13 protein-coding genes are annotated in these 21,798 nt (G+C 30.2%); 12 read left to right on the top strand and 1 reads right to left on the bottom strand.

Annotation, left to right across the window (positions count from 1 at the left end; genetic code table 11):
- Window positions 1-136: 136 nt before the first annotated feature.
- The 3 genes from ACJDT4_RS16025 to ACJDT4_RS16015 all read left to right on the top strand — a co-directional run bounded on the left by ACJDT4_RS16025 (window position 137) and on the right by ACJDT4_RS16015 (window position 5,217).
- On the top strand, window positions 137-1,849 hold the full coding sequence (locus ACJDT4_RS16025; protein WP_406788586.1) for a methyl-accepting chemotaxis protein: 1,713 nt from the start codon (window positions 137-139) through the stop codon (window positions 1,847-1,849).
- An 857-nt stretch (window positions 1,850-2,706) separates the two neighbouring features.
- Window positions 2,707-3,282 carry a DNA-3-methyladenine glycosylase I gene (locus ACJDT4_RS16020; RefSeq protein WP_406788585.1) on the top strand — a complete coding sequence of 192 codons (576 nt, stop codon included), beginning with the start codon at window positions 2,707-2,709 and terminating at the stop codon, window positions 3,280-3,282.
- Between the two features lie 39 nt (window positions 3,283-3,321).
- Window positions 3,322-5,217: an NAD(P)/FAD-dependent oxidoreductase gene (locus ACJDT4_RS16015; RefSeq protein WP_406788584.1), complete on the top strand. Its 1,896-nt coding sequence runs from the start codon at window positions 3,322-3,324 to the stop codon at window positions 5,215-5,217.
- Between the two features lie 119 nt (window positions 5,218-5,336).
- Here the strand turns inward: ACJDT4_RS16015 and ACJDT4_RS16010 are convergent, their stop codons facing one another.
- Window positions 5,337-5,972: a TetR/AcrR family transcriptional regulator gene (locus ACJDT4_RS16010; protein WP_406788583.1), complete on the bottom strand. Its 636-nt coding sequence runs from the start codon at window positions 5,970-5,972 to the stop codon at window positions 5,337-5,339.
- Between the two features lie 212 nt (window positions 5,973-6,184).
- Between ACJDT4_RS16010 and ACJDT4_RS16005 the strand changes: the two genes are divergently transcribed.
- From ACJDT4_RS16005 to ACJDT4_RS15965, 9 genes are all read left to right on the top strand, one after another.
- Entirely contained in the window at window positions 6,185-7,855 is a 1,671-nt protein-coding gene (locus tag ACJDT4_RS16005; protein ID WP_406788582.1) for a DHA2 family efflux MFS transporter permease subunit, read from the top strand.
- Window positions 7,856-8,027: 172 nt separating this feature from the next.
- A complete protein-coding gene (locus tag ACJDT4_RS16000) occupies window positions 8,028-8,285 on the top strand; it encodes a hypothetical protein (RefSeq protein WP_406788581.1) in 258 nt (85 codons plus the stop codon).
- Between the two features lie 962 nt (window positions 8,286-9,247).
- Window positions 9,248-10,645 (top strand): glycoside-pentoside-hexuronide (GPH):cation symporter, encoded by a 1,398-nt coding sequence (locus ACJDT4_RS15995; RefSeq protein WP_406788580.1) that lies wholly within the window; start codon window positions 9,248-9,250, stop codon window positions 10,643-10,645.
- 241 nt (window positions 10,646-10,886) lie between these two features.
- Window positions 10,887-11,270 (top strand): (deoxy)nucleoside triphosphate pyrophosphohydrolase, encoded by a 384-nt coding sequence (locus tag ACJDT4_RS15990; protein ID WP_406788579.1) that lies wholly within the window; start codon window positions 10,887-10,889, stop codon window positions 11,268-11,270.
- A gap of 726 nt (window positions 11,271-11,996) precedes the next feature.
- Window positions 11,997-13,712, top strand: coding sequence for a methyl-accepting chemotaxis protein (locus ACJDT4_RS15985; protein WP_406788578.1), 1,716 nt, complete (start codon window positions 11,997-11,999; stop codon window positions 13,710-13,712).
- Window positions 13,713-13,859: 147 nt separating this feature from the next.
- Window positions 13,860-14,930, top strand: a complete 1,071-nt coding sequence (locus ACJDT4_RS15980) for a Wadjet anti-phage system protein JetD domain-containing protein (RefSeq protein WP_406788577.1) — start codon at window positions 13,860-13,862, stop codon at window positions 14,928-14,930.
- Window positions 14,931-14,934: 4 nt separating this feature from the next.
- Complete coding sequence (locus tag ACJDT4_RS15975; RefSeq protein WP_406788576.1) at window positions 14,935-16,440, top strand: hypothetical protein; 1,506 nt, start codon at window positions 14,935-14,937, stop codon at window positions 16,438-16,440.
- 2 nt (window positions 16,441-16,442) lie between these two features.
- Window positions 16,443-17,207, top strand: a complete 765-nt coding sequence (locus ACJDT4_RS15970; protein WP_406788575.1) for a DUF6063 family protein — start codon at window positions 16,443-16,445, stop codon at window positions 17,205-17,207.
- The gene (locus tag ACJDT4_RS15965) at window positions 17,191-21,684 is read left to right on the top strand and encodes a hypothetical protein (protein WP_406788574.1); all 4,494 of its coding nucleotides are present in this window, start codon (window positions 17,191-17,193) and stop codon (window positions 21,682-21,684) included. Before ACJDT4_RS15970 ends, ACJDT4_RS15965 begins: the two co-directional genes overlap by 17 nt.
- Window positions 21,685-21,798 lie beyond the last annotated feature (114 nt).

The following is a 21,798-nucleotide window of genomic DNA, read 5'->3' as shown; positions in this document are numbered from 1 at the left end:
TCGAGGGAAAGTTTGCTATATTTAGTTGAAAATAAATTTTATGACAAAGTAATATCCATTACAACAATTTTTTATCAATGACTTGGATTTTTATGTTATAAAATGTTTTTATAATGTATATGAGAGGAGGAAAGTTATGGCGTGGTTTAAAAATCTTAAAATAGCTAAAAAGCTAATATTGGCTTTTATTATAGTAGCAATATTAGTAGGTATTATAGGAATAATTGGACTATTTAATATGAATAAAATTAATTCCAATGCAGCTTCTATGTATAATTATAATCTAGCTTCTATAAATAATTTAACTACTATTAAAGAAAATTTTTCTGATGTGCGTTCTGATTTATTAAAGCTTGTATATCAAAAGAATGCCAGTGAAAAAGACAGTATAAAGGGTGACATTAATGATATGTTTTCCACCAATAATAAGCTTATAAGTACATATGAAAAGTCCTTACTTTCACAATCAGAAAAAAGCGATTTTTCAGATTTAAAGAACAATTTTAGCTCATATATTGAGGTGAGTAATTCAGTAATACAATCTGTGGATGAAAACAATTATGTTGAAGCTGCTGATACATTTTCTAAAATTACTGAAATTAGAAAAAAAGTTTACTCAGATATGGACAAATTAATAAAGAATAATGTAAATCAAGCTGATGAAGCATACAAGGAAAACAATTCAACTTATACAAATTCATTATTTATTACAAGTTTTGTAGTAATATTTAGTTTTGCAGTAGCAATTTTATTAGGGACCTTTATCGCAATTATGATTTCAAAGCAGGTAAAAGAAGCTTTGTCATTTGCTGAAGCCTTTGGTAAATGTGATTTAACTAAGGATATTAAAATAGATTCAAAGGATGAAATAGGCAATATGTTAAAGGAACTAAATGTAGCAAGGGATAATATAAAAAATTTGATACTTGAAATAATGAATGGCGCAAATGACATAAGTGCTACAAGTGAGGAGCTTTCGGCAACAACTGAAGAAATATCAGCAAAAATGGAAGCTGTAAATGAATCTACAAATGAAATAGCTAGTGGAGTTCAAGATTTAAGTGCAACAACCGAGGAGGTAAGTGCTTCTGCAGAAGAGATAAATGGCACTGCAGATATACTTTTAGAAGATGCCAAGTCCGCTTCGGTTTCGGTGAAGGAAATAACAAATCGTGCTGTTAAAATAAAGAAGGAAGCTGCAGAAAGTATAGAAAAGGGCAATTTAATTTACGATGAAAGCCGCTCAAATATTTTAAAGGCAATTGAAGATGTTAAAGTTGTAGAAGAGGTAAAAACAATGGCCGATTCTATTGGCAGCATTGCAGAGCAAACCAATTTACTTGCTTTAAATGCCGCTATAGAAGCTGCAAGGGCAGGTGAACATGGAAAAGGGTTTGCTGTAGTTGCTGATGAAGTACGTAAACTTGCTGAAGAGTCATCTGAAGCTGTTACTAGAATTCAAAGTATGGTGTTGCAAGTTGAAGCAGCAGTTAAAAATCTTTCACAAAGTGGAGAGCAGGTGCTTGAATTTATGGGAAGCAATGTAAAGCCTAACTATGAACTTCTCATGAATACGGGGATTCAATATGAAAAGGATGCTGGGTTCATGCTTCAACTTATAGATAAATTTCATTCTTCTTCAACTCAAATGAATGGAGCAACTACGCAAATAAATGGAGCTATGCAGAACGTATCTGCTGTGGCAGAAGAATCAGCTAATGGTACAGAAGAAATAATGAGTAGTGTTCACGAAGTTACTGCTGCTATTACTGAAGTTGCAAAATCTTCACAAAGTCAAGCAGAACTTTCTCAGAAGCTCAGCGAGATGGTACAAAAATTTAAGTTATAAAGAAAGAATATATATGGTAAAAAATATAAATTCATTTTTCAACGGGTATAAGGACGTAGATAGACAACCTGAAAGATTAAAATGATCAATGTTTATAATTTTACAAGTAATATTTTGTACGACTTAATCAGTTGACAATGGACAGAGGATAATTGACAGTTAAGGATAATTTATCTTTTGCTTCTCTTAGGTAAATCTTAGAACTTATTATAGTATCGGCTGCGCTGAATATTATGTTTTAAGCCATGTGCAAGCATTAAGTTTAAGATTTTTTGAAGCGATAGCAGAAAAAAATCATCCTTCACTGTCCTCTGTTAATTGTACTCTGTACTCTAAGTCAAATCCTAGTTTTTCAGAATAAACTTAGAATTTTAAATTTTTAAGTTTCACGTTGTCTATCTATAATGTATGGTCAAAAAAGATAGCAAAACTCTAATGCTAAGAGCTTTGCTATCTTTTTTATATTATAAGGCCAATAGTTTAGATGATATTTTGTGATACAATTTAGTAGAGGAAATGATAAACTAAAGGTTAACTTGTACCAGATATACTAGGGTTGGAATAGCTTATCCTGTATACATTTGGGGTATTCCTAAAATAGTGTCCAGATTTATAAAAAAATATCTTCAAATTGTAAAGATAAGTATTTTTTTGCTGTGGCCTATGCGAAAAATATGCCAGTAAACTGAAAGGCATAACAGTGAAAAGATTCCAGTTAAGGATGATTTACCTTGTTTATTAGGATAAGACTGGAATTTGGAATTTTTCAATTTTAAATTATTCATCCATAATATGACCTGCAGTTGTCAAAATAAAATGTTATAATAACTGTACTTAAAAGTGTTTGGAGTGATTGTATGGATAATTGTAAATGGCCTGGTAAAAATGAAATAATGCAAAAATATCATGATAAAGAATGGTGCATACCAAGTTATGATGATACATATATATTTGAAATGCTTTCCTTGGAGGGAGCTCAAGCAGGACTATCCTGGAGCACTGTGCTTTCTAAAAGGGATGAGTATAAAAAGGCTTTTAATAATTTTGATATTTTGTATTGTTCAAAATTAAGTGATGAGGAACTTGAAGAAATAAGGCAGAAATATGCTGTAATTAAAAACAGGCTAAAGCTTAAATCTGTAAGGAGTAATGCATTAGAAGTATTAAAAATACAAGATGAATTTGGAAGTTTTTCTAACTATTTGTGGAAATATGTAGACTTTAAACCCATTATAAATAAATGGGAAAGTGAATCCGAAGTTCCAGCAGAAAATGAGCTATCACAGAAAATTAGTAAGGATTTGAAAAAGAGGAACTTTAAATTTGTTGGACCTCTAATAATCTATTCATTTATGCAAGCAATTGGGATGATTGATGACCACATAATATCATGCCAGTATCATTCTGTTAACAAAAAGAGAAACCTTAAGTAGTGGGCAGTTAACCGTTAGGGGAATATAGGAGGGGTAAAAATGAAAACTTTTGATAATATATTTAAACCTATTAAATTTGGTAAACTTACTGCAAAAAATAGAATTGAGGTATCTCCAGCAGAACCTTTTACAACTACAGAAGATGGTTATATTACAAATGAATTTATTGCATATACAGCAGCTATGGCTAAGGGAGGAGCAGGTATTGTGACAGTTGGTGACAGTCCTGTTACTAAAGAATATGCAAGTCATTCAAAGTATGTTGTTAATTTGTCAAATAAATATGTTGTACATGGTCTTTTTAATTTAACGGATGCTATTCACAGATATGGTTCACTTGCGTCTATTGAGCTTAACCTTAGAGATGAAGAACATTTGCCAGCTGACTATACTAAGGAAGATATAAAATATATTGTAAAGTCCTTTGCAGATGCAGCAGAAAACTGTAAATTGGCTAATTTTGATATGATAATGATTCATGGTGGACATGGACATACCATTGCTAATTTCTTTTCTCCAGCCATGAATAAAAGAACAGATGAATATGGTTGTGACAGCATAGAAAATAGGACAAGATTTGCAAGAGAAATTCTTTTAGCAGTTCGTGAAAGAATTGGATATGACATGGCAATAGAGTGGCGTATAAGTGGTGATGAACTTACAGAAAATGGTGTTGGTGTTGATGATGCAATTAAATATGCTAAAGCAATACAAGATAAAGTTGATTTAATGCATGTTTCTGCTGGTAACTTATATAATTTAGCAGTAATTAATATGATGATTCAGCCATCATATGTACCTATGGCAACAAATTTGCATTTAGCAGAAAAATTTAAAAAGGAATTAGATATACCTGTAGTAGCAGTTGGCTCTTTTAATATGGAACTAGCAGAGAAGGCAGTAGCAGAGGGTAAAGCTGATATGGTTGCCATGATTAGAAGTTTTATTGCAGATCCAGACCTTGTAAATAAAGCAAGATTAGGTAAAGCTGATGAAATTAGACCTTGTATTAGATGTTGCATATGTACAGGTGGCTCAGATCCACATGCTTGCCCTAAGCCTATTAGGTGTACAGTTAACCCTATGGTTGGAAGAGAGTGGCAGCTTATTAAGGTTGAAAAAGCTGAGGTAAGCAAAAAAGTGCTTATTATTGGCGGAGGATGTGCTGGTATGGAGGCTGCAAGAAGACTAGTGGAAAGGGGCCATAGACCTATTATTATTGAAAAAGAAGGTAAGCTTGGGGGAAGCCTAATTCCAGCAGCTTCAAATCCAATTAAAGGTGATATTAAGAGATATTTTGATTGGACAGTAAATATGACAAATAAAACTAAAGAGATTGAGATTAGGCTCAATACCACTGCAACTAAAGAACTTATTATAAAAGAAAATCCAGATGCTCTAATTATTGCAGTAGGAGCTAGCCCCATTATTCCGAGTATTCCTGGCATTAATGGTAAAAATGTAGTTCTAGCAGCTGATGTTGATACAGGAAAAGCTAAGGTCGGTAAAAATTTAGTTTTAGCAGGTGCAGGACTTACAGGTACAGAAACGGCATACGCTTTAGCAGAGTCTGGTCATAATGTTACAATTATTGATATACTTACTATTAATGAAATTGATGCAAAGGGAGCAGCTAGTATGTTGGTATCCAAAACACTTCGCGCTATGACAGTGTCAGCAGGTGTTAAGGTTATTGAAAAAGTTAGACTTACAGAAGTTACAGATAAGGGAGCGGTAATAACTAAAGAGGATGGCAGCATAGAAAATTTAGAATGTGATACTGTAATTTTATCGCTTGGTGTAAGACCAAATAGCAAAGCAGCAGATGAGTTAGCACATATTATTGATGAAACATATGTTGTTGGTGACTGTAGAAAAATAGGAAATATTACTTCAGCTGTTAGAGAGAGCTTTTACGCAGCAATCAATATTTAAAACATGTTATGGTGGATACGGAATTTTCATGCACCTTCTTTAAATTGAAGGTGCATTTTGTTGTCCATGGAAATATAAAAAATTAACTTTATATATATTTTTAATACGTAATTACATAGTTAAATATCTGATGTATTTTTTAACAAAGTGCACAGCATCTCTACAGCTTGCTCAATATATAAATCCGTATTTTTAATAGAATTATCATAGAGAACTTGATGGCAAACGTCATCTATTAGAACATTACAGTAATGAAGAAATACATCTGAAGCTTCTTTACTTCTAAATGGTATAGAAAGCAAATTGAGTATGTTTCTTGTGCGTTCTATACGTGTTTTAGAATTTTTTTTGTCTAATAAGGCAATATCCTTATCCAGAAGCTTTAGAGCTGTCATGTCATCATGAAAAAGTTTTGAGAAGTTATGATAACCCATCATGTCTTTAATAAAGATTCTAAAGATTTTTTTTACATTTTCAATATTTTTGAAGTCTAATTTCTTGTTTTCCTCCCAAAAGCTTTCTGTAGGTTCAAATATATTTTTGCTTATTCTATTTGAAATTTCAATATAAATATCTTTTTTATCGTTAAAATATGTATATACAGAGCCGGTAGCAATATTGGCTTCTTTGGCAATATCTGTAGTAGTGGTGTTAAAATAGCCTTTTTCATTAAAAAGCTTAAAAGCGGCTGTAATAATCTTTTCATATTTTTCAATAGATCTTTTTTGTGTTGGCTTTTTTATTTTTTTATCCATTTTATTGTATTCCTTTCATAAAATTAGAAGCTTTTTTTATTGTATAGCTTAAGTAAATTTAAATCAAGACATATTGACTTAGTTAAATTATAATGCTAATATATAAATTGAAATTGAATTCAACTTCAAGTTATGAAATTATTGTATCATATATAGATAAACCGTTCCAACTATCAAAATGGCTTATCTTTAAGAGAGGAATTGATTTAATTATGAAAAAATCACAAAAAATTTTAGCTTTTATATCAATAGCTATAGCATGTTTTTTAACAGTGCTTGATAGTACTATAGTAAATGTTTCGCTTCCAAGCATGGCAGTTTATTTTAATACTGATACAACAGGGATATCCTGGGTAAGTACTGCATATTTAATTGCCTTTTCTTCATTACTTATTAATTTTTCAAAAATAGCAGATATATATGGAAGAAAAAAATTATTTTTAATTGGTCTTATTTTATTTGGTGCTGCATCAATATTTTGTGGATTTGCAAATTCTTTAAACATGCTAATAGCCTTTAGAATTCTTCAAGGTGTAGGAGCAGCTATATTAACACCACTTTCCATACCACTGGGAATTGAACTCTTTGGAAAAAAGGCCATGGGCAAGTTAGCAGTTATTGTAGGAATGATAATATCCATTTCAGCAGCTTCTGGTCCTGTTATTGGTGGTATTTTAAATGAATATTTTAATTACAGAGCTATATTTTATGTAAATACACCTTTTGTTATCATTGCATTTATACTTGGAGCACTATATGTTAACGAATGTTACGATGAAACTATAGAAAAGAGAATAGATTTTATAGGCTGCATTCTTTTAGCGGTTGGCCTCGGTGCCTTAACTTTTTCTCTTGTAAAAGGAAATGATTATGGCTGGAGCAGCACTAAAATTATTGTTATGTTTATACTTTCAGCAGCATCTATAATTGCTTTTGCAATATATGAAATGAAAATAAAAAATCCGATGATTGAATTTAGCTTATTCAAAGTTAAGAGTTTTACAGCTTCAATAATTTTAATAGCCGTATTTTTCTTTGCTTACATGCCTGTATCTTATTTACTTAACTTCTATTTTGAAAATACTCTTGGCTATTCAGTTTTAAAGGCAGGTTTAATGATGGGAATTCCAAGTGTGGCGGCACTTATATCAGCACCGCTTCTGCCACTTATAGCTAAAAATATTTCGGATAGAGTTGTATCCTTTGTATCCATAGTTATAGTAGCAGTAGGAAATCTTATGTTTGCCTTTATGAATAAGGAAAATCATATGACAATAATTATTACAGCTTTTATACTCCTTGGAATTGGTGTCAGAATTACAACGTCACTTTATCAAACTGCTTATGAAGAGATATCTAAGGATAAAAATGCCATGGCTTCAGGAATACAAAATAGTTTAAGACAGTTATGTGCCTGCATAGCAATAGCCTTAGTATCAACTCTTAGCAGCAATTTTATGACAACTGCAGTTCAAAACACAAAGGATAAGATATCAGCAGAAATAAACAAGAGCACAGTTCTTGAAGCACAAGTAAAGACTTCGTTTAATGATAAAATAAAGACTTCTAACAGTAAAAGTTCTAGTGGCTTTTCAAAGTCAGCTGTTCACAATATATTTATAGGTAAGGAAGCGGCAGTATTAAAAACTGTGCCTGACAAAATGAAAGCTTCTGTAATTGAAAATTTTAAGGTTCAGGAGAAAGAAGTAGATAAAATAATTGATGATACTTCAAAAATAAAGGAGGAAGAAAGCTATAAAGTTTATAATAAATGCTTTTTGATAACAGGAATTATATCAATATTTGGTTTAATAGCTGTGCCTTTTAATAAAAAACAGGAAAATTCTCAAAGCGTTAATGAAAAAGAAGCAGTTAATGTGTAAAAAATGCAAAGTAGCAATGCTTCGTTGCGTTAAAAAAGTCCTATAAATCTAAGGTTCAAAAGTCATAAAATACTAAAGATAAGAAGGACAATTGGCAAAGCCCAAGCCCCGTGTATGTTTACTCGCTGAAAAAATACTCGGACAATTGAAATATCTAAGTGTTTTACAATTTTTGAACCAAGATTTATTAGGATTTTTTTTAATCGTTCCTTCAGCATTGCTACTTTGCTTCCACGGTAGTTCAAGAGAAAAAATTCTCCGTACCTACGGAATTTTAGATGTAAATTTTTACACTACATATGATATTAATGAAGCAGATAAATATTTTAAAGGTATGAAGATATTATTTAAAGAAAATAGAGTTTTAGAAAGAATCTATGAAGGGCAGAAAATAAAACAGGGATATATTGATTATATAATTAAAAAATAGTGCAGTACTAGTTACCATAAGTTTTTGTTTATAGGTATCCTGGAAATATAAATCTAATCGTTATCTATGGATTTACAACCAAGAGCATTACTGCTAAGACTAATCCATATAAAATAATTGTTTTTGCTAAGTAAAGTTATAGATATTTGGGCAGCCACTTTTTTTAAGGTCAGTTTGCTCTTTTTTAAAGTGTTTCTGGTAACTTTACAAAATCACTTATTTTTACCACTCTTTTTTTGTTACATTATAAACCAAACGCTTGGGGAGGGGTTAAATAAAATTTTAGGTTTAATAAATTAATTGTACTATTAAACTTATTGAAAACGTTAAAAAAAAACTATTGTATTATTAAGAAATATTTGGTAAAATAAAATTGTATAAAAGAAAACATTTTCTATAGGAATGTTTTAAACTTGATTGAATAAAAATTAAAATAGCTATCTTAATTTTATATCTTAATACGTATTAATTTAAATTTATTTATGCAGTGAAATGTAAAATTTCGCAGCATTATATTGCAGATAAATTTCAATGGTGTTATTATATAAGTAATGAGTCAATTAGAAAAATTATAGTAAAGGTTTTCTATAAGTAAAGGTTGCTTATATCTGCAGTAAAATAGAATTTATATGTTTAATAGCAAACAAAAAAATTCTCTTAAAGACATTATGTTTTATGTATTTAGGGAAATAAAAGGGATGTGAACGTGTACAAATAGAACAAAGAATTGTCTATTAGGTGATGATATTTATTATCCAGTATTATATTAAGAATGTATTTTACCAGTTCTACTATATGTGCAAGTGAAGTAACTAGAAAGTTTATAGTAAAGGTTTTCTGTAATTAAAGGTTATTTATATCTAAAAGTGAAATTGAATTCATATGTTTAATAATAAACTAAAAATTCTTTTAAAGACATTAAGCTTTTTATATTTAAAGAAATGAAAGGAATGTGTATAAAAATGAAACAAAGAATTGCGTATGCGTTAGGTGCATTTGGTCATGATATTTATTATGCAACACTATCAACATATTTTATGATTTTTGTTACCAAAGCTATGTTTGAAGGAGCACCAAAAGAAGTTCAGACGAAAATGATAGGTTTAGTTACAACATTGGTTGTTGGTATTAGGTTAATTGAAATCGTATTTGATCCACTTATTGGTGGAGTTATAGATGCTACCAAAACTAGATGGGGAAAATTTCGTCCATGGCTTTGTTTTGGTGGAACAGTCAGTGCAATTTGCCTAGTAATGCTATTTACTAATTTTTTTGGACTAGCTACAGGTAATCAAACTTTGTTCACAGTTGCATTTATTATTGTTTTTATTGTTTTAGATTGTACTTATTCATTTAAAGATATAGCATTTTGGTCAATGATACCTGCACTTAGTGAAGATTCAAACGAACGTGGAAAATTAGCAACTTTTGCTCGTTTTGCTTCATCATTAGGGGCAAATGGTACAACTCTAGCAGTAGTTCCTATAGTTGCATTTTTTACTTCAAAGTTTTCTGGTAAAGCTTCTAGCGGATGGTTTGCTTTTGGTTTAATAGCTGCAGCTATATATGGTGTTACAAGCTGGATTGCAGCCCTTGGAACAAAAGAAGAAGATAGTGTTTTACGTAAACAAAATGATAAAACTTCAATTAAAGATGTTTTTGGTGCACTTGTTAAAAATGATCAATTAATGTGGTTAGCTTTAGCATATATTTTATTTGCTATTAGTTATGTAGCTACAACAGCGGTATTAATGCTTTATTTCCAATATGTTATCGGTAATATAGCAGCATTCTCAATTGTAGGTGTCGTATCTGCAATTTGTGGTATCGTAGCTGTTCCACTATATCCAGTTATAACTAAATTTATTTCAAGAAAATACGTTTACGCAATTGGTATAGTATCAATGTTAATTGGATATTTATTATTTTCAGTAGCATCCTCAAGTTTATTGGCAGTTATTATTGTAGGTTTAGTATTCTTCTATTTCCCATACCAATTAATTTTCTTATCAGTGCTAATGACAATAAGTGATGCAGTTGAGTATGGACAATGGAAAAATGGTGTTCGTAATGAAGCTGTAACTTTATCTCTTCGTCCATTGCTAGATAAGATTGCGGGTGCGTTATCTAATGGTATTGTAGGTTTTGTATCAGTATCTTGTGGTATGATTGGAAATGCACAAGCAAAGGATATAACATCAAAAGGTATTCTTACATTTAAAATGTGGGCTTTTTATTTGCCAGCAGCTCTAATGGTTGTATCTTGTATTATATTCTTATGCAAAATCAAATTAACAGAGAAGAGACATGCTGAAATAGTAAAGTCATTAGAAGCATCATTAGGACAAAATGGACAGTAAGAGTATTGCATGAAAAATAAATAGTAATAGTTTGCTGTATGAATTAAGGTTCAAGTTGTTTAGCTTGAACCTTTTATTATACAAATATTTAGATTTTAATGAGAAATATGTCATAAATAAAATGAAGAAGAAAAAGTTTTATAATGATAATGAAATTTTATTAATTAAAAGTGAACGTATGTAAATTTTATTTACATGTGAAATTGTAGTATAATTAACAAGCATGCAGGGGTGATTATAAATGAAAACAATAGAAGTGGTAGCAGCAATTATAAAACGTGACAGCGAAATATGTATAGCCCGCCGCGGTTATGGCGATTTTAAAGATATGTGGGAGTTCCCAGGTGGCAAAATAGAACCCGGAGAAACAAGAGAAGAGGCACTTATCCGTGAAATTAAAGAAGAATTAGAACTGGATATTAAAATTTCTAAATATGTAACTACCATTGATTATGATTATACAAATTTTCATCTTACAATGCACTGCTTTTTATGCGAGGTATGTGGAGGAAAGCTCCATTTAAATGCTCATAATGAAGTTAGATGGGTACCATTAGATGAACTTTTTAAGCTTAATTGGGTACCAGCAGATGTATTTGTTGTTGAAAGTCTTAAAAAATTATAACACTGAAGTGATATTTATAGCTTTTAAAATATCACTTTTTATTTGTGGCTAATAATAAAAATTATATAGTATCAATAAATGATATAAAATTAGATTTAGCATTATTTTTAAATGTTCCAAAAGGTAATAATGAAGAAGGAATTAAAAAATGAGTTGAGTGTTTTATATAAAAAGAGACCAGCATTCGTAGATGAATTAAGTAAGATTACATAAAAAATCACTAAAATAGAAGAAAGCAAAGACGTTAGCTTTATTGACATTAAAGGTATATAGAAAATGCAGAGTATTAATTCTGCATTTTTTATTTTTGTCTAAATTAGTGTTTATTTTTACATTTGAAATAGCAATTAATTATGACTTATTTTTCATGTAAAGCATAAAAGTGGAAGGAAACAATTTGTGTATTTTGTTTCTAAATGCAACATATACATTATAACATTTAATTATACAGTATAAAACCATTTATCCTAAATTTTTACTAAATAAGACAAATACGTTTCTTAAAAAATGTTTCATAAAATTTTATAAAAGTAGCAGCTAAACTTCATTAATTATTTTTTGATAATCCTTAATAATAAATAACTTGTATGTATTACGTAAGGAAACAAAATACACAATTTGTTTCCTTAGTTTTAAGTTGTGGTAATTTATTTGAATTTTGTACTAAATAAGGAGGGGCTGATTTTATAAAAATTATATTTAAATTACAATTAGAGGTGAAATAATTTGAAGATAATATCAAATATGAAAATGTTTAAAAAATTAATGCTGGTATTCATTATCATTTCTTTACTTACTTTTATAGTTGGTGTAATTACTGTAAGCAAGTGTAATAATATAAATAGTAAATTAAAAAATACATATAATATTGATTTAAAAGGAACTAATGCACTAAAGGAATTGAAAATAAATGTAACCGAATTAGGAGCGGATGTTTTATTTTTAAGAGATAAAAACAATAGAAGCAGCATGAATGATACTATTGAAGAAATTAATAATTTGGAAACTAAGGATAATAGTATTTTAGAAAGTTATAAATCTGCTATTGTTGCCGAAGAAAGTAAAAATATGTATTCTGAACTAACTGTTTGCTTAGACAAATGGAGAACTTCCAGAGGAAAATTTGTTGATCTAGTTAAACAAAATGATTATGCTGGTGCTGAAAAGCATTATCAAGATGTATCTAAATATAAAAAAGCTGTTTTTTCTTTATTAGATGGTGAAATAAATTCTAGCTTTAAAAGGGCGCAAAATAATTACAATGAGAGTGAAAAAGTTTTTAAAAGTGCTTTATATTTATCAATAGTAATGATTGTTTTAAGTGTAATTGTATCAATTTTTCTTGGAATTCTTATGGCAAGGCATATAGATAATCCACTTAAGAAAATTGAAAAAATGGCAGAACGTTTTAGCAAATTTGATTTTTCAGAAGCTATTGATATAACCCGTAATGATGAATTTGGAAAAGTTGGAAAGTCACTAAATTTATCTCAAGAAAATGTTGCACAGTTAATTAAAACTATTATAAGTAATGCTGGGGATATGAGTGCTTCAAGTGAAGAACTTTCTGCAACTTCTGAAGAATTATCATCAAAAGCGGCTAGTATAAATAGTGCTGTAAGTAACATAGTAATAGGAATTCAGGATTCAAGTGCATCTTCTGAGGAGATAAATGCATCAGTAGAAGAAGTTAATTCTAACATAAATGAATTATCATCAAAAACTATGGAAGAAAGTAGTAACTCTAATGAAGCTAAAAATAGAGCAGTTAAATCCAGTGAATATGTAAAAAAATCTGTAGTTGAAACAAAAAAATTATATGAGGATAAGAAAAAAGTTATAGTTGCTGCACTAGAAGAAGGCAAAGTAGTAGATAATATAAAGGTTATGGCGGATACTATTGCGGATATTTCAGAGCAAACAAATTTACTAGCTTTAAATGCGGCAATAGAAGCAGCCAGAGCTGGTGAAGCAGGCAAAGGATTTTCTGTAGTGGCAGATGAAATTAGAAAATTAGCAGAGCAGTCATCTGAATCTGTTGCTGGAATTGATAAGACTATAGTAAATGTACAAGAAGCTTTTAAAAATATTTCTTTGCATAGTAATGAGGTACTGGAATTTATAAACGAAGATGTAATTAATAAATTTGGAGATTTTGAGGATGTGGGACAAAAGTATTATGATGATTCCGATTTTATAAATAAATCATCAGAAGAAATAGCAGCCATGTCACAAGAGCTTACAGCAACAATTGGAGAAATAGGTAATGCATCTCAAGTTATGGCTGAAACTCAGCAAAAAAATTCTGAACATGCGGATGAAATAAAGTCAAGTGTAAATGAAGTGTCCAAGGCAACAGAACAAGTTGCAATAACGGCTCAAAATCAAGCATTGTTAGCCCAGAAACTTAATGAGATGGTATCAAAATTTAAGATAGCATAGTTCATAGAAGGACGCTCAATGGCATAGTTAAAAAGTACTTTGCTTAAAATAATTGTAAGGTCTATAGATGAGTAATAAAAAAGAAGTATTATGCTTCTTTTTTTTGTTATAATATTAAGAGTATACAAAATTGAAGGGAAAGATATAATGCGTAAATATATAAAACTTTTCTTTGACAATAAATGTAAAAACAATAAGAAATTTGAACTTATAGCTTTAGAAAAGTTCGTTATAGAAAAATGTGGTGGACAAAGTAATTACTATGAACTTGGTGGTTATGCGGCTTTTTATAAAGAGATGCAAAAATTAAAGGAAGAAAAAATCATAAGGGAAATTGCAAATTCTAAAAGTAATATGGCTAAGCTGCCTATGAAATTAAGGTGGACTATAATTACTTCTAAGGTAGAAGGATTATGGAAGGATGAAGATATTATTAAATGTTCTGATATACTAAATTTTAAAACTTATATTAAACATCCAGAATATCAAACTAAAAAAGAATGGACGTACATAAAAAATATATATAATTTTTTGAAGGAAAAAGAAAGCAGGCAGTGGGCAAGCGTAGAGGAAAGATGCCTAGAGCTTTTTTACGATGAAAAATTTTTAACGGACAGTGATAATCGGAAAAAGGATAACAAGGTGCTTAAAAGGCTTTCTTTAAGTCTTGAGGATATAAAAGCCAAGCAGTATGGTGAACAGTTTATCTATTGGAATAGAGGGGTTAGTGAGATTAAAATTATAATAATCCTTGAAAATCACTCTACATTTTTTTCCTTTAAAAGAGCAGTGCAAAAGGGCATAAAAATATTTGGAATAGAACCAGATGCACTTATTTTTGGCTATGGAAAGAAAATTATAAAAAGCTTTTCCTTTTTAGATGAAATAGCTGATCCAAGTGAAGTTTTAGTATATTATTTTGGGGACATGGACCCAGATGGATATTTTATATATAAAGCGCTTAAAGACAAATATAATAATGTAAATATAAAATTACTTGTGGAAGCTTATGTTGAAATTATAAAGATAGATAAAAAATATAAAAGCAAGGATCAGCAGAAAAATGAAGAATGTTTAAAATGTATTTTAGATGAATTTGATGAAAAAAATTGCGGCGGATATAAAGATTATATAGTAAAGCTTTGGAAGGAAAGTTGTAGAATTCCTCAAGAATTTATTACTTATGAATATTTATTAAAGCTGGAAGGAGGGGTATAGGAAGATGGATTTAGTTCAAACAGGAATGATGGACAGGCTGAAAAAAATTAATGTTATAAGAATGCTTGGTACAGGAATGGACATAGGAGATCTTAATATTTATGCTCACGAAATTTGCCTGTATCTTTTACTAAGCATATTTAGAAGAGAAATTACAGAAAACCCCAACAGAACACGGAATGATATGATATACATTGTTTCTGATATTTTAAGAGAAATGAAGCTCACAACTTCCGATAAGAACATAGAAAGAATTGTTGATGGAGTGCTGTGGTATAAAGATTCTAATAGACAGGATCCATTTAACTGCCCAATATATAACGAAGAAACAAGAGAGCATGAGCCATATAAATTTAGATATTTAAAGCCAGATAGAGAACATTCAAGATGGGAAAAGGGCGGCAGCACAGTGTATATGCTCACAGAAGAAGCTCAGGAAATGATATTTATAACAAGGGAAATGCTTGAGGAGTTTGGCTTTGATGTTGAGCAGTTTTATACACTTCAATTAATTAAAAGTGGAAATTTTAATAAGGCTTTAAGCAGTGTAAATAACTTGATTGGAAGGGTTAGAAATTTAATACGCAGGGAAAAGGATTATAGACATGATATTATGATGAATCCCCAGGTTATATTTTTTGATACAAAGATAGATAGAAGAAAAACGGATCAGGAGATAAAAAGTCAATTTGAAGATGAAAAGAAGACTTTTGAAGATATGCTGTCATGGAAGAATAGGCTAAATAATTTTCCTAAGGATAAAAGAAAAGATGGGGAGAGGCTTTTTGAAGAAGTAGAAAAGGCTAGAGTGCTTCACAATTTACTTGCAAAAATAGTAGTAGATAATATGGCTTTTGAAGTGAAAATAAGAGTAAATTATCCAGAAAGCTTTTGGACAACTTCTAGGGTATCTTTTAAAAAGGACATATGGCAAAATGTAGTTGTTAAAAATGGATTGCCAAGCTTTGATTTTCTAGAGAGCTTAGTAACTCCGCTTTTATCGCCAAAGCTTGATTTTATATATCCATTAGATTGGGCATGGCAGGAACAGCAGTCCATAAAGGAAAGTGAAGAAGTTAATGTAGATGAACGAAGTGAAGAAGAGGAAAAGGAATTTATAAATAAAAAGAAAGTGGACTGGAAGCTTATATTAGAACTTTGGCAGCCAATTTTTGATGGCTTTTTGGAAGGAAAAGGTTTTAGTATTACAGAGCTTCAAACTATGGATGTTATTCTTAAGGAAAGCTGGTTAAGTCAAAAGAAGAACACAGAGATATTTATGATGTTTGTACTTACAGAGTTTACTTTTGGTGAAACAGCTGAAGAATTCGATGAAATGGATGAAAGAATGATTTTGTTTAATAAATTGTGCGAAAAGAATGAAAAATATAAAAAGCTTATTGGCAGAACAGTTGCTTCAAAGTTAGAGGAAGAAAAGAGACCTTTAAGTCTACAAAATTTATTTATATCACCGTACAAAATATATATTAAAAATAATTTGGAGGATTAATAATGGCATATACAACGGAAAATATACAGAAAGCAGCTTCATTATTTTTCATGCTTTTAAAAGAAAACATTGTATCTGTTAAAGAGCCTCTTGCAGAGGAATATTCAAATGATAACGAGATAAGACAGATAGTAAAAACCATGGCAGCGGAAGCAGATCTTATGATAATAGAAACCATGGAGAATCTTCATTTGGTTTCTTCAGCTAATGGATCTATTTTTGCAAATTCCTATACTCAAATGAAAGAAAAATATAAGGACTTAAAGAATAAAAAATATTTTTATTTAGCTAACTTAATAATATGTGTATTTTTATCTGAAGTAGACAAAGAAAATAACATAAGAATTAGATGGGAAGAAGAGGGGATATCCTATGCTAAACTTGAAGATCTGGTGAATACAATTATAAATTCGTGGATGAAAAGGGAAAAGGAAGAGATAGGTTTTAGTGAGGAATGGGGTATAGCGCTTAAGGAAATTGATGAGGTGTGGAATAAAGATTTCTCGCCAATGAAAAATAGTAAAACCAAAGGAAATATTGATGTGGTAAATACTACGGATAATAGATTTAATTTTATTTATAAGGCATTAAAACCTTTATCGGATCAAAAGCTTATTTATAACAATACTAAGGAACTTAAACTAATTCCAAAATCGGAATTGTATGAAAGATTAGACAAGGTATATCACAATCAAGATAGGTATAAAGAATTTATGAAGCTTATAGAAGTTGCAAAGGAGGAAAAGAAGAATGCCGAGACTAACTAAAATTAGAATAGTAGGAAACAAATATGATAATTTTAAAAAGTGTCACGATAACAGCATTTTTGATTTGACAAAGCATGGAGAACCAGATCACACTTTATTTACTCTCAACAACGGAAGTGGCAAGGGAGTATTGATGCAGCTTATATCTCAGATAATGCTTCCAAATACAAAATGGGGGAAAAATGATGGAAATAAGATTGCTGGCATGTTTTTAAACAAGAATAATCAATTTAAACCCTACACTTTTCATGTGCTTTTGGAGTGGAAATTGGATACAGTTCCAGATAAATGGTTAATGACAGGTATATGCATAACTGCGCTAAAAAAGCTTGACAATAAAGATGAGGAAAAAGAAGAAGAAAAAATAGGCATAAAGTATTTTTTATATACTCATGAGCACTATGTTGATGATTTTTATACAGTAGAAAATATTCCTCTTTATTTAAAAGATGAAAGAAAAACAATGAGTTACAAAGCCTTAGAGGGATTTTTGGCGGATAAAAAAAGGGATTTCAGAAAGTTTTCTGAGACTGACTCAAGAAGCACAAATTCTGAGTATTATCAGTATTTAGCGGGACTTGGAATATACCGTTCAGAGTGGTCTATTTTAAAGCTTATAAATAAAGTAGAGGGCGGAGTTGGAGAATATTTTTCAAGGGCAAGGGATAATAAGGGGATTTTTGATGAGTACATAATTCCAGCTATTTCTGAAAATTTAAATAGTCAATTTGAAGAAAACAAGAATGTGCTTAGGGACATGTTTAAAAGCAATATTTCTATAACAAAGAATCTTCCAGTGCTTATAAACAGAGAGGCGGATTATAAAAACATATCTTCTTTATTAAATCCTTTAATACTAGATGCAGAGCAGGGAATTACCTATGAAAACAAGAAAAATAATTGCATTATAAGTGGAAATAACCTTTACTGCAGTTTAAGCAGCATTCAAAACAATGTGTTAAATGAGATAGAAATCTGGGAAAAGGAAAAAGATAAAGCAGAAATAAGAAAACATGAGCTGCTTTTTGAAAAAGACAATTTGGAATACGCAAAGCAAATTAGAACAAAACAGGAGTATGAAGAAGATAAGAAATTTGAACAAAAAGAATTTGACTATGTGAACAGCGAAATAGAGGAATTAAATGAAGAAAAGAAAAAATATGAAATAAATAAGCTTAGTATTCCTATGGAACAGGATGAATATAAGAGAAAGTCTATCCGTGAAGAAATTGATAAACTTATGAATTCTCTAAATTTAAAAGACATACGGCAGGAAATAAATAAGGTAGAAGAAGAAATTAAAGATAAATGGAAGGTTACACAAGTAGGGTGGAGCAGTATAAGCAGCCAATATAAAGCTTATGAAGCCTTTTTAAAGAATAAAGAAGCAAAGTTAAAAGTAGAAATTAAAAATTTAAATGAAAAAAAGCAGAGTATACAGGTTAATTTAAAGACAATTGAAGTTAAAAAGAAAGAATTTGATAAAAAGGAAAAGGAACTTGGAGCGGAGTTTGATCCTTTTAGAATTGTTTATCCAGAGCTGCTGCTTGAGGATATTCAAAAGGAAAAGGAAGAAGAAGATAAAAAGCTTTTAGATTTGAACAGTAAATGCGAAAAGCTGGAAGAAAAGATAAAAAGTTTGCAGTTTAAAAAGGCTAAGCTGGAGATTGAAATTAAGCAGTATAGACAAAATAAAAAAGACACTGAAGAAAAGTATAATGAAAAAAAATCTGAAGAAGGAAAACTTTTTGCAAGGGTTTTAGAAGTTTGCAAGCTTGATCCCTTGATGGAAACTTATTCGGAAAATTGGCTTCAAAATAAAGCATTTGAACTGAAGAAGCTTAAAGAGGAAAAAGAACTTCAAGTAAAGAAGCTTTACAAGGAATTATGGGAAAACAGTATCGATTTAAGCTTAAACACGGAAGAATACTGGATAGCCAATAATGATGTAAGCAGTGTGAAAGATAAAATAGAAGATTTAGGAATAAAGGTTATTTATGGCACTCAGTTTTTAGCGGCACTTAATGAGGAACAAAAAAAGAAGATGCTTTCAAATTATTCAATGCTGCCTTTTGGTTTAGTTATATCAAATATTAGCGAGTGGGAAACTATAGAAAGAAATATAGATAAAGATATTTTTCTAAGGGCATCGGTTCCAATTTATGTTCGTACAGAAATGAATGAAGTTAAAAATGTTAACTACAAGCTTATAGAGCACAAAGCTTTAAAATTTTTAGAAGATAATAATAGTTATGCGCTTTGGAAGGAAAGTTTAAGCAAAAAAGAGCTTGAAACAAAAGAGAATATAAGAGTAGTTGAAGGTGCTATAGAAAAAATAGAAGAAATTCTTAATGATACCAGCATTATGTTTAAAACTGAAGGTTCTGCAGCGTTAGAGCAAAAACTTAAACAAATTGAGCTAAGTATTAATGATACCTTAAGTGAAATAAGTGCTGCAGAGGCTGGTATAAATGGCTCTACAGAGAAATTTAATATAAGCAAAAATAGTAAAGAAAATGCAGAGAAAAACGTTAAGAAAATTTCTTCTCAAATTGAAAAGCTTAAAAATTTTATAGAATTCAAAAATGAAATTGATGAAAAGCTAAAAGAAGAAAAAGTGGCGAGGCAGGAACTAAATAATTTAGATTCTAAGCTTAGGGAAAAGGAACTAGAAAGGGAAAATTTAGACGAAAATATAAAGGCTGAAAATTTAAACTATGAAAGATGGAAGGTTAATCTTGTTGAACTTAAATTAAAAGATATAAAGGAAATTGTAGAAGATGCTGAGTTTAAGGAAACCGGTGTTAAAGATGATTTGCAGCGCAGTACAGCTCCAAATTATGAAGCTTCAGAGCAAGATGATATATATAACATTATTTCTTACAGAAAGAACTTAAGTGTGAAATTGGAAGATAAAAATAGCAGGATTACTTTGCAAAAAGAAAGGTTTAAGGAACTTCAAGGAAATATAGATAAACAGGTTAAAAAGCTTGAAAAAATTGATTTGAACTGGAAAAATTATAAGTTGGAAGATACATCCTTAGGGTTTGTTGAAAGAAAATTTGATGATTTAACTAAGGAAATAAAGCTAAAAGAAAAAATTGCTAAAGAAAAATCTCTAAATATAAGTAGGTTTGGGGGTCTTATAGAAGCGGTAATTAAGGATATAGAAAAGCAGGCAAGTAAGATACTTCAAGAACACAAAAAATCGGCTCAAGCATGGGAAGATTTAAATTTAGAAGAAAAGGAATTTAAAATAAAAAGTGGCATAGATGACAATAAAAAATATTTAGATAGAACGGAAAAAATATTAAGAGCCTTAGAGGCTAGAAAGGCAAACATAAATAACTGTATATCGGAGATTAAGTACTTTGAAATTGATCCACTTAAAGGAAAGACATCAGAGTACGATATGAATAAGATAAAAGACAACGAAAAAAATGAAGTAGACAAATGGATACAGGAGTTTAAAGATATAAATGGAAATATAAAAAATCATATTATAAAAGCAGAAGATAATTTTGAAGCTTTTTTAGAGGCTTTAAAAAATGATATAAAAGATGAAATTTTAAAGCACAAAATCAAAGAAATTATAGGTGATAAGACCGATATAGGAAATTTTACAAGCAACAAGGATTCTTTTAAAAGTATGAAGGAACATGCAGAAAGAGAAATAAATCAAATAAAAATAGACAAGCTTGAGGCAGAAGCGGCAAAGGAGCAGTGGGTTTCTAGAGCTGCAAGACAGGCAATTAAAATATCAGAGTGTTTAAAAGAAATGGTAAATAAAATGGTATATGTTAATGAAAATAATTATGCCTTTAAGCTTGTAAGACTCAAGGGAGATGAACTTTTGCCCAAAGAAGAAAGTGATATTAGTGTACTTTTAAATGAATATTTTATTGAATGTATTGAAAAGCTGGAAAAGAAGGGAGCAGACTTTGATAATATTGACAGCAAAATGCTAAATGAACTTATGAGTGATAAAAAAATATTCTCAAAAGCTTTAAGAGGAAAATATCCTAGCCTAGAAGTATACAAAATGTCGGAGAAAAATGAATTCTTATATGCAAAACCACAGAATTATCATTATGCAACCTGGGGAGCAGTAAATGCTGGAGAAGGAGACTCTCCCGAAGGCAGCGGTGGACAAACCCTGTCTATAAATACCTTTATAATTATGATGCTTATGAATTATAAAAAGAAAACTCTTGGCAATGAAAATCCATGGACGGTATTAATGCTGGACAATCCTTTTGGTAAAGCCTCAGGAGCTCATGTGCTTGATCCTATATTTACCATAGCAAATAAGCTTAATTTTCAAATTATAGCTTTTGCGGCACCAGAAATTATAAAGACAGAAATTAGCGAAAGATTTCCTGTTTTTTGGGCTCTTAAAATTAACAATGAGGAGGAAGAAGGAAATCTAGGCAGCGTAGTTGGAAGAGTAGTGCATGGGGGGAGAATTAGAGGATAGTTATTATAAATGAACAACATAAGGCTTGAAAATTGTAAATTCCAAGTGTATACTTAGAAATTTGAATTTGACTCAGAGTACAAAGTACAGTTAAGGATGATTTATCTTTTGCTT

This window comes from Clostridium neuense (genome assembly GCF_045310695.1).
GTDB lineage: Bacteria > Bacillota > Clostridia > Clostridiales > Clostridiaceae > Clostridium_S > Clostridium_S neuense.
This window is presented reverse-complemented; position numbering and strand designations above follow the sequence as displayed.

Excerpts from the sequence above, each read along its gene's own strand:
- ACJDT4_RS16025 (WP_406788586.1), top strand. The coding sequence starts at position 137 with ATGGCGTGGTTTAAAAATCTTAAAATAGCTAAAAAGCTAATATTGGCT.
- ACJDT4_RS16005 (WP_406788582.1), top strand. The coding sequence starts at position 6,185 with ATGAAAAAATCACAAAAAATTTTAGCTTTTATATCAATAGCTATAGCA.
- ACJDT4_RS15990 (WP_406788579.1), top strand. The coding sequence starts at position 10,887 with ATGAAAACAATAGAAGTGGTAGCAGCAATTATAAAACGTGACAGCGAA.
- ACJDT4_RS15995 (WP_406788580.1), top strand. The coding sequence starts at position 9,248 with ATGAAACAAAGAATTGCGTATGCGTTAGGTGCATTTGGTCATGATATT.
- ACJDT4_RS16010 (WP_406788583.1), bottom strand. The coding sequence starts at position 5,972 with ATGGATAAAAAAATAAAAAAGCCAACACAAAAAAGATCTATTGAAAAA.
- ACJDT4_RS16015 (WP_406788584.1), top strand. The coding sequence starts at position 3,322 with ATGAAAACTTTTGATAATATATTTAAACCTATTAAATTTGGTAAACTT.
- ACJDT4_RS15980 (WP_406788577.1), top strand. The coding sequence starts at position 13,860 with ATGCGTAAATATATAAAACTTTTCTTTGACAATAAATGTAAAAACAAT.
- ACJDT4_RS15970 (WP_406788575.1), top strand. The coding sequence starts at position 16,443 with ATGGCATATACAACGGAAAATATACAGAAAGCAGCTTCATTATTTTTC.
- ACJDT4_RS16020 (WP_406788585.1), top strand. The coding sequence starts at position 2,707 with ATGGATAATTGTAAATGGCCTGGTAAAAATGAAATAATGCAAAAATAT.
- ACJDT4_RS15965 (WP_406788574.1), top strand. The coding sequence starts at position 17,191 with ATGCCGAGACTAACTAAAATTAGAATAGTAGGAAACAAATATGATAAT.
- ACJDT4_RS15975 (WP_406788576.1), top strand. The coding sequence starts at position 14,935 with ATGGATTTAGTTCAAACAGGAATGATGGACAGGCTGAAAAAAATTAAT.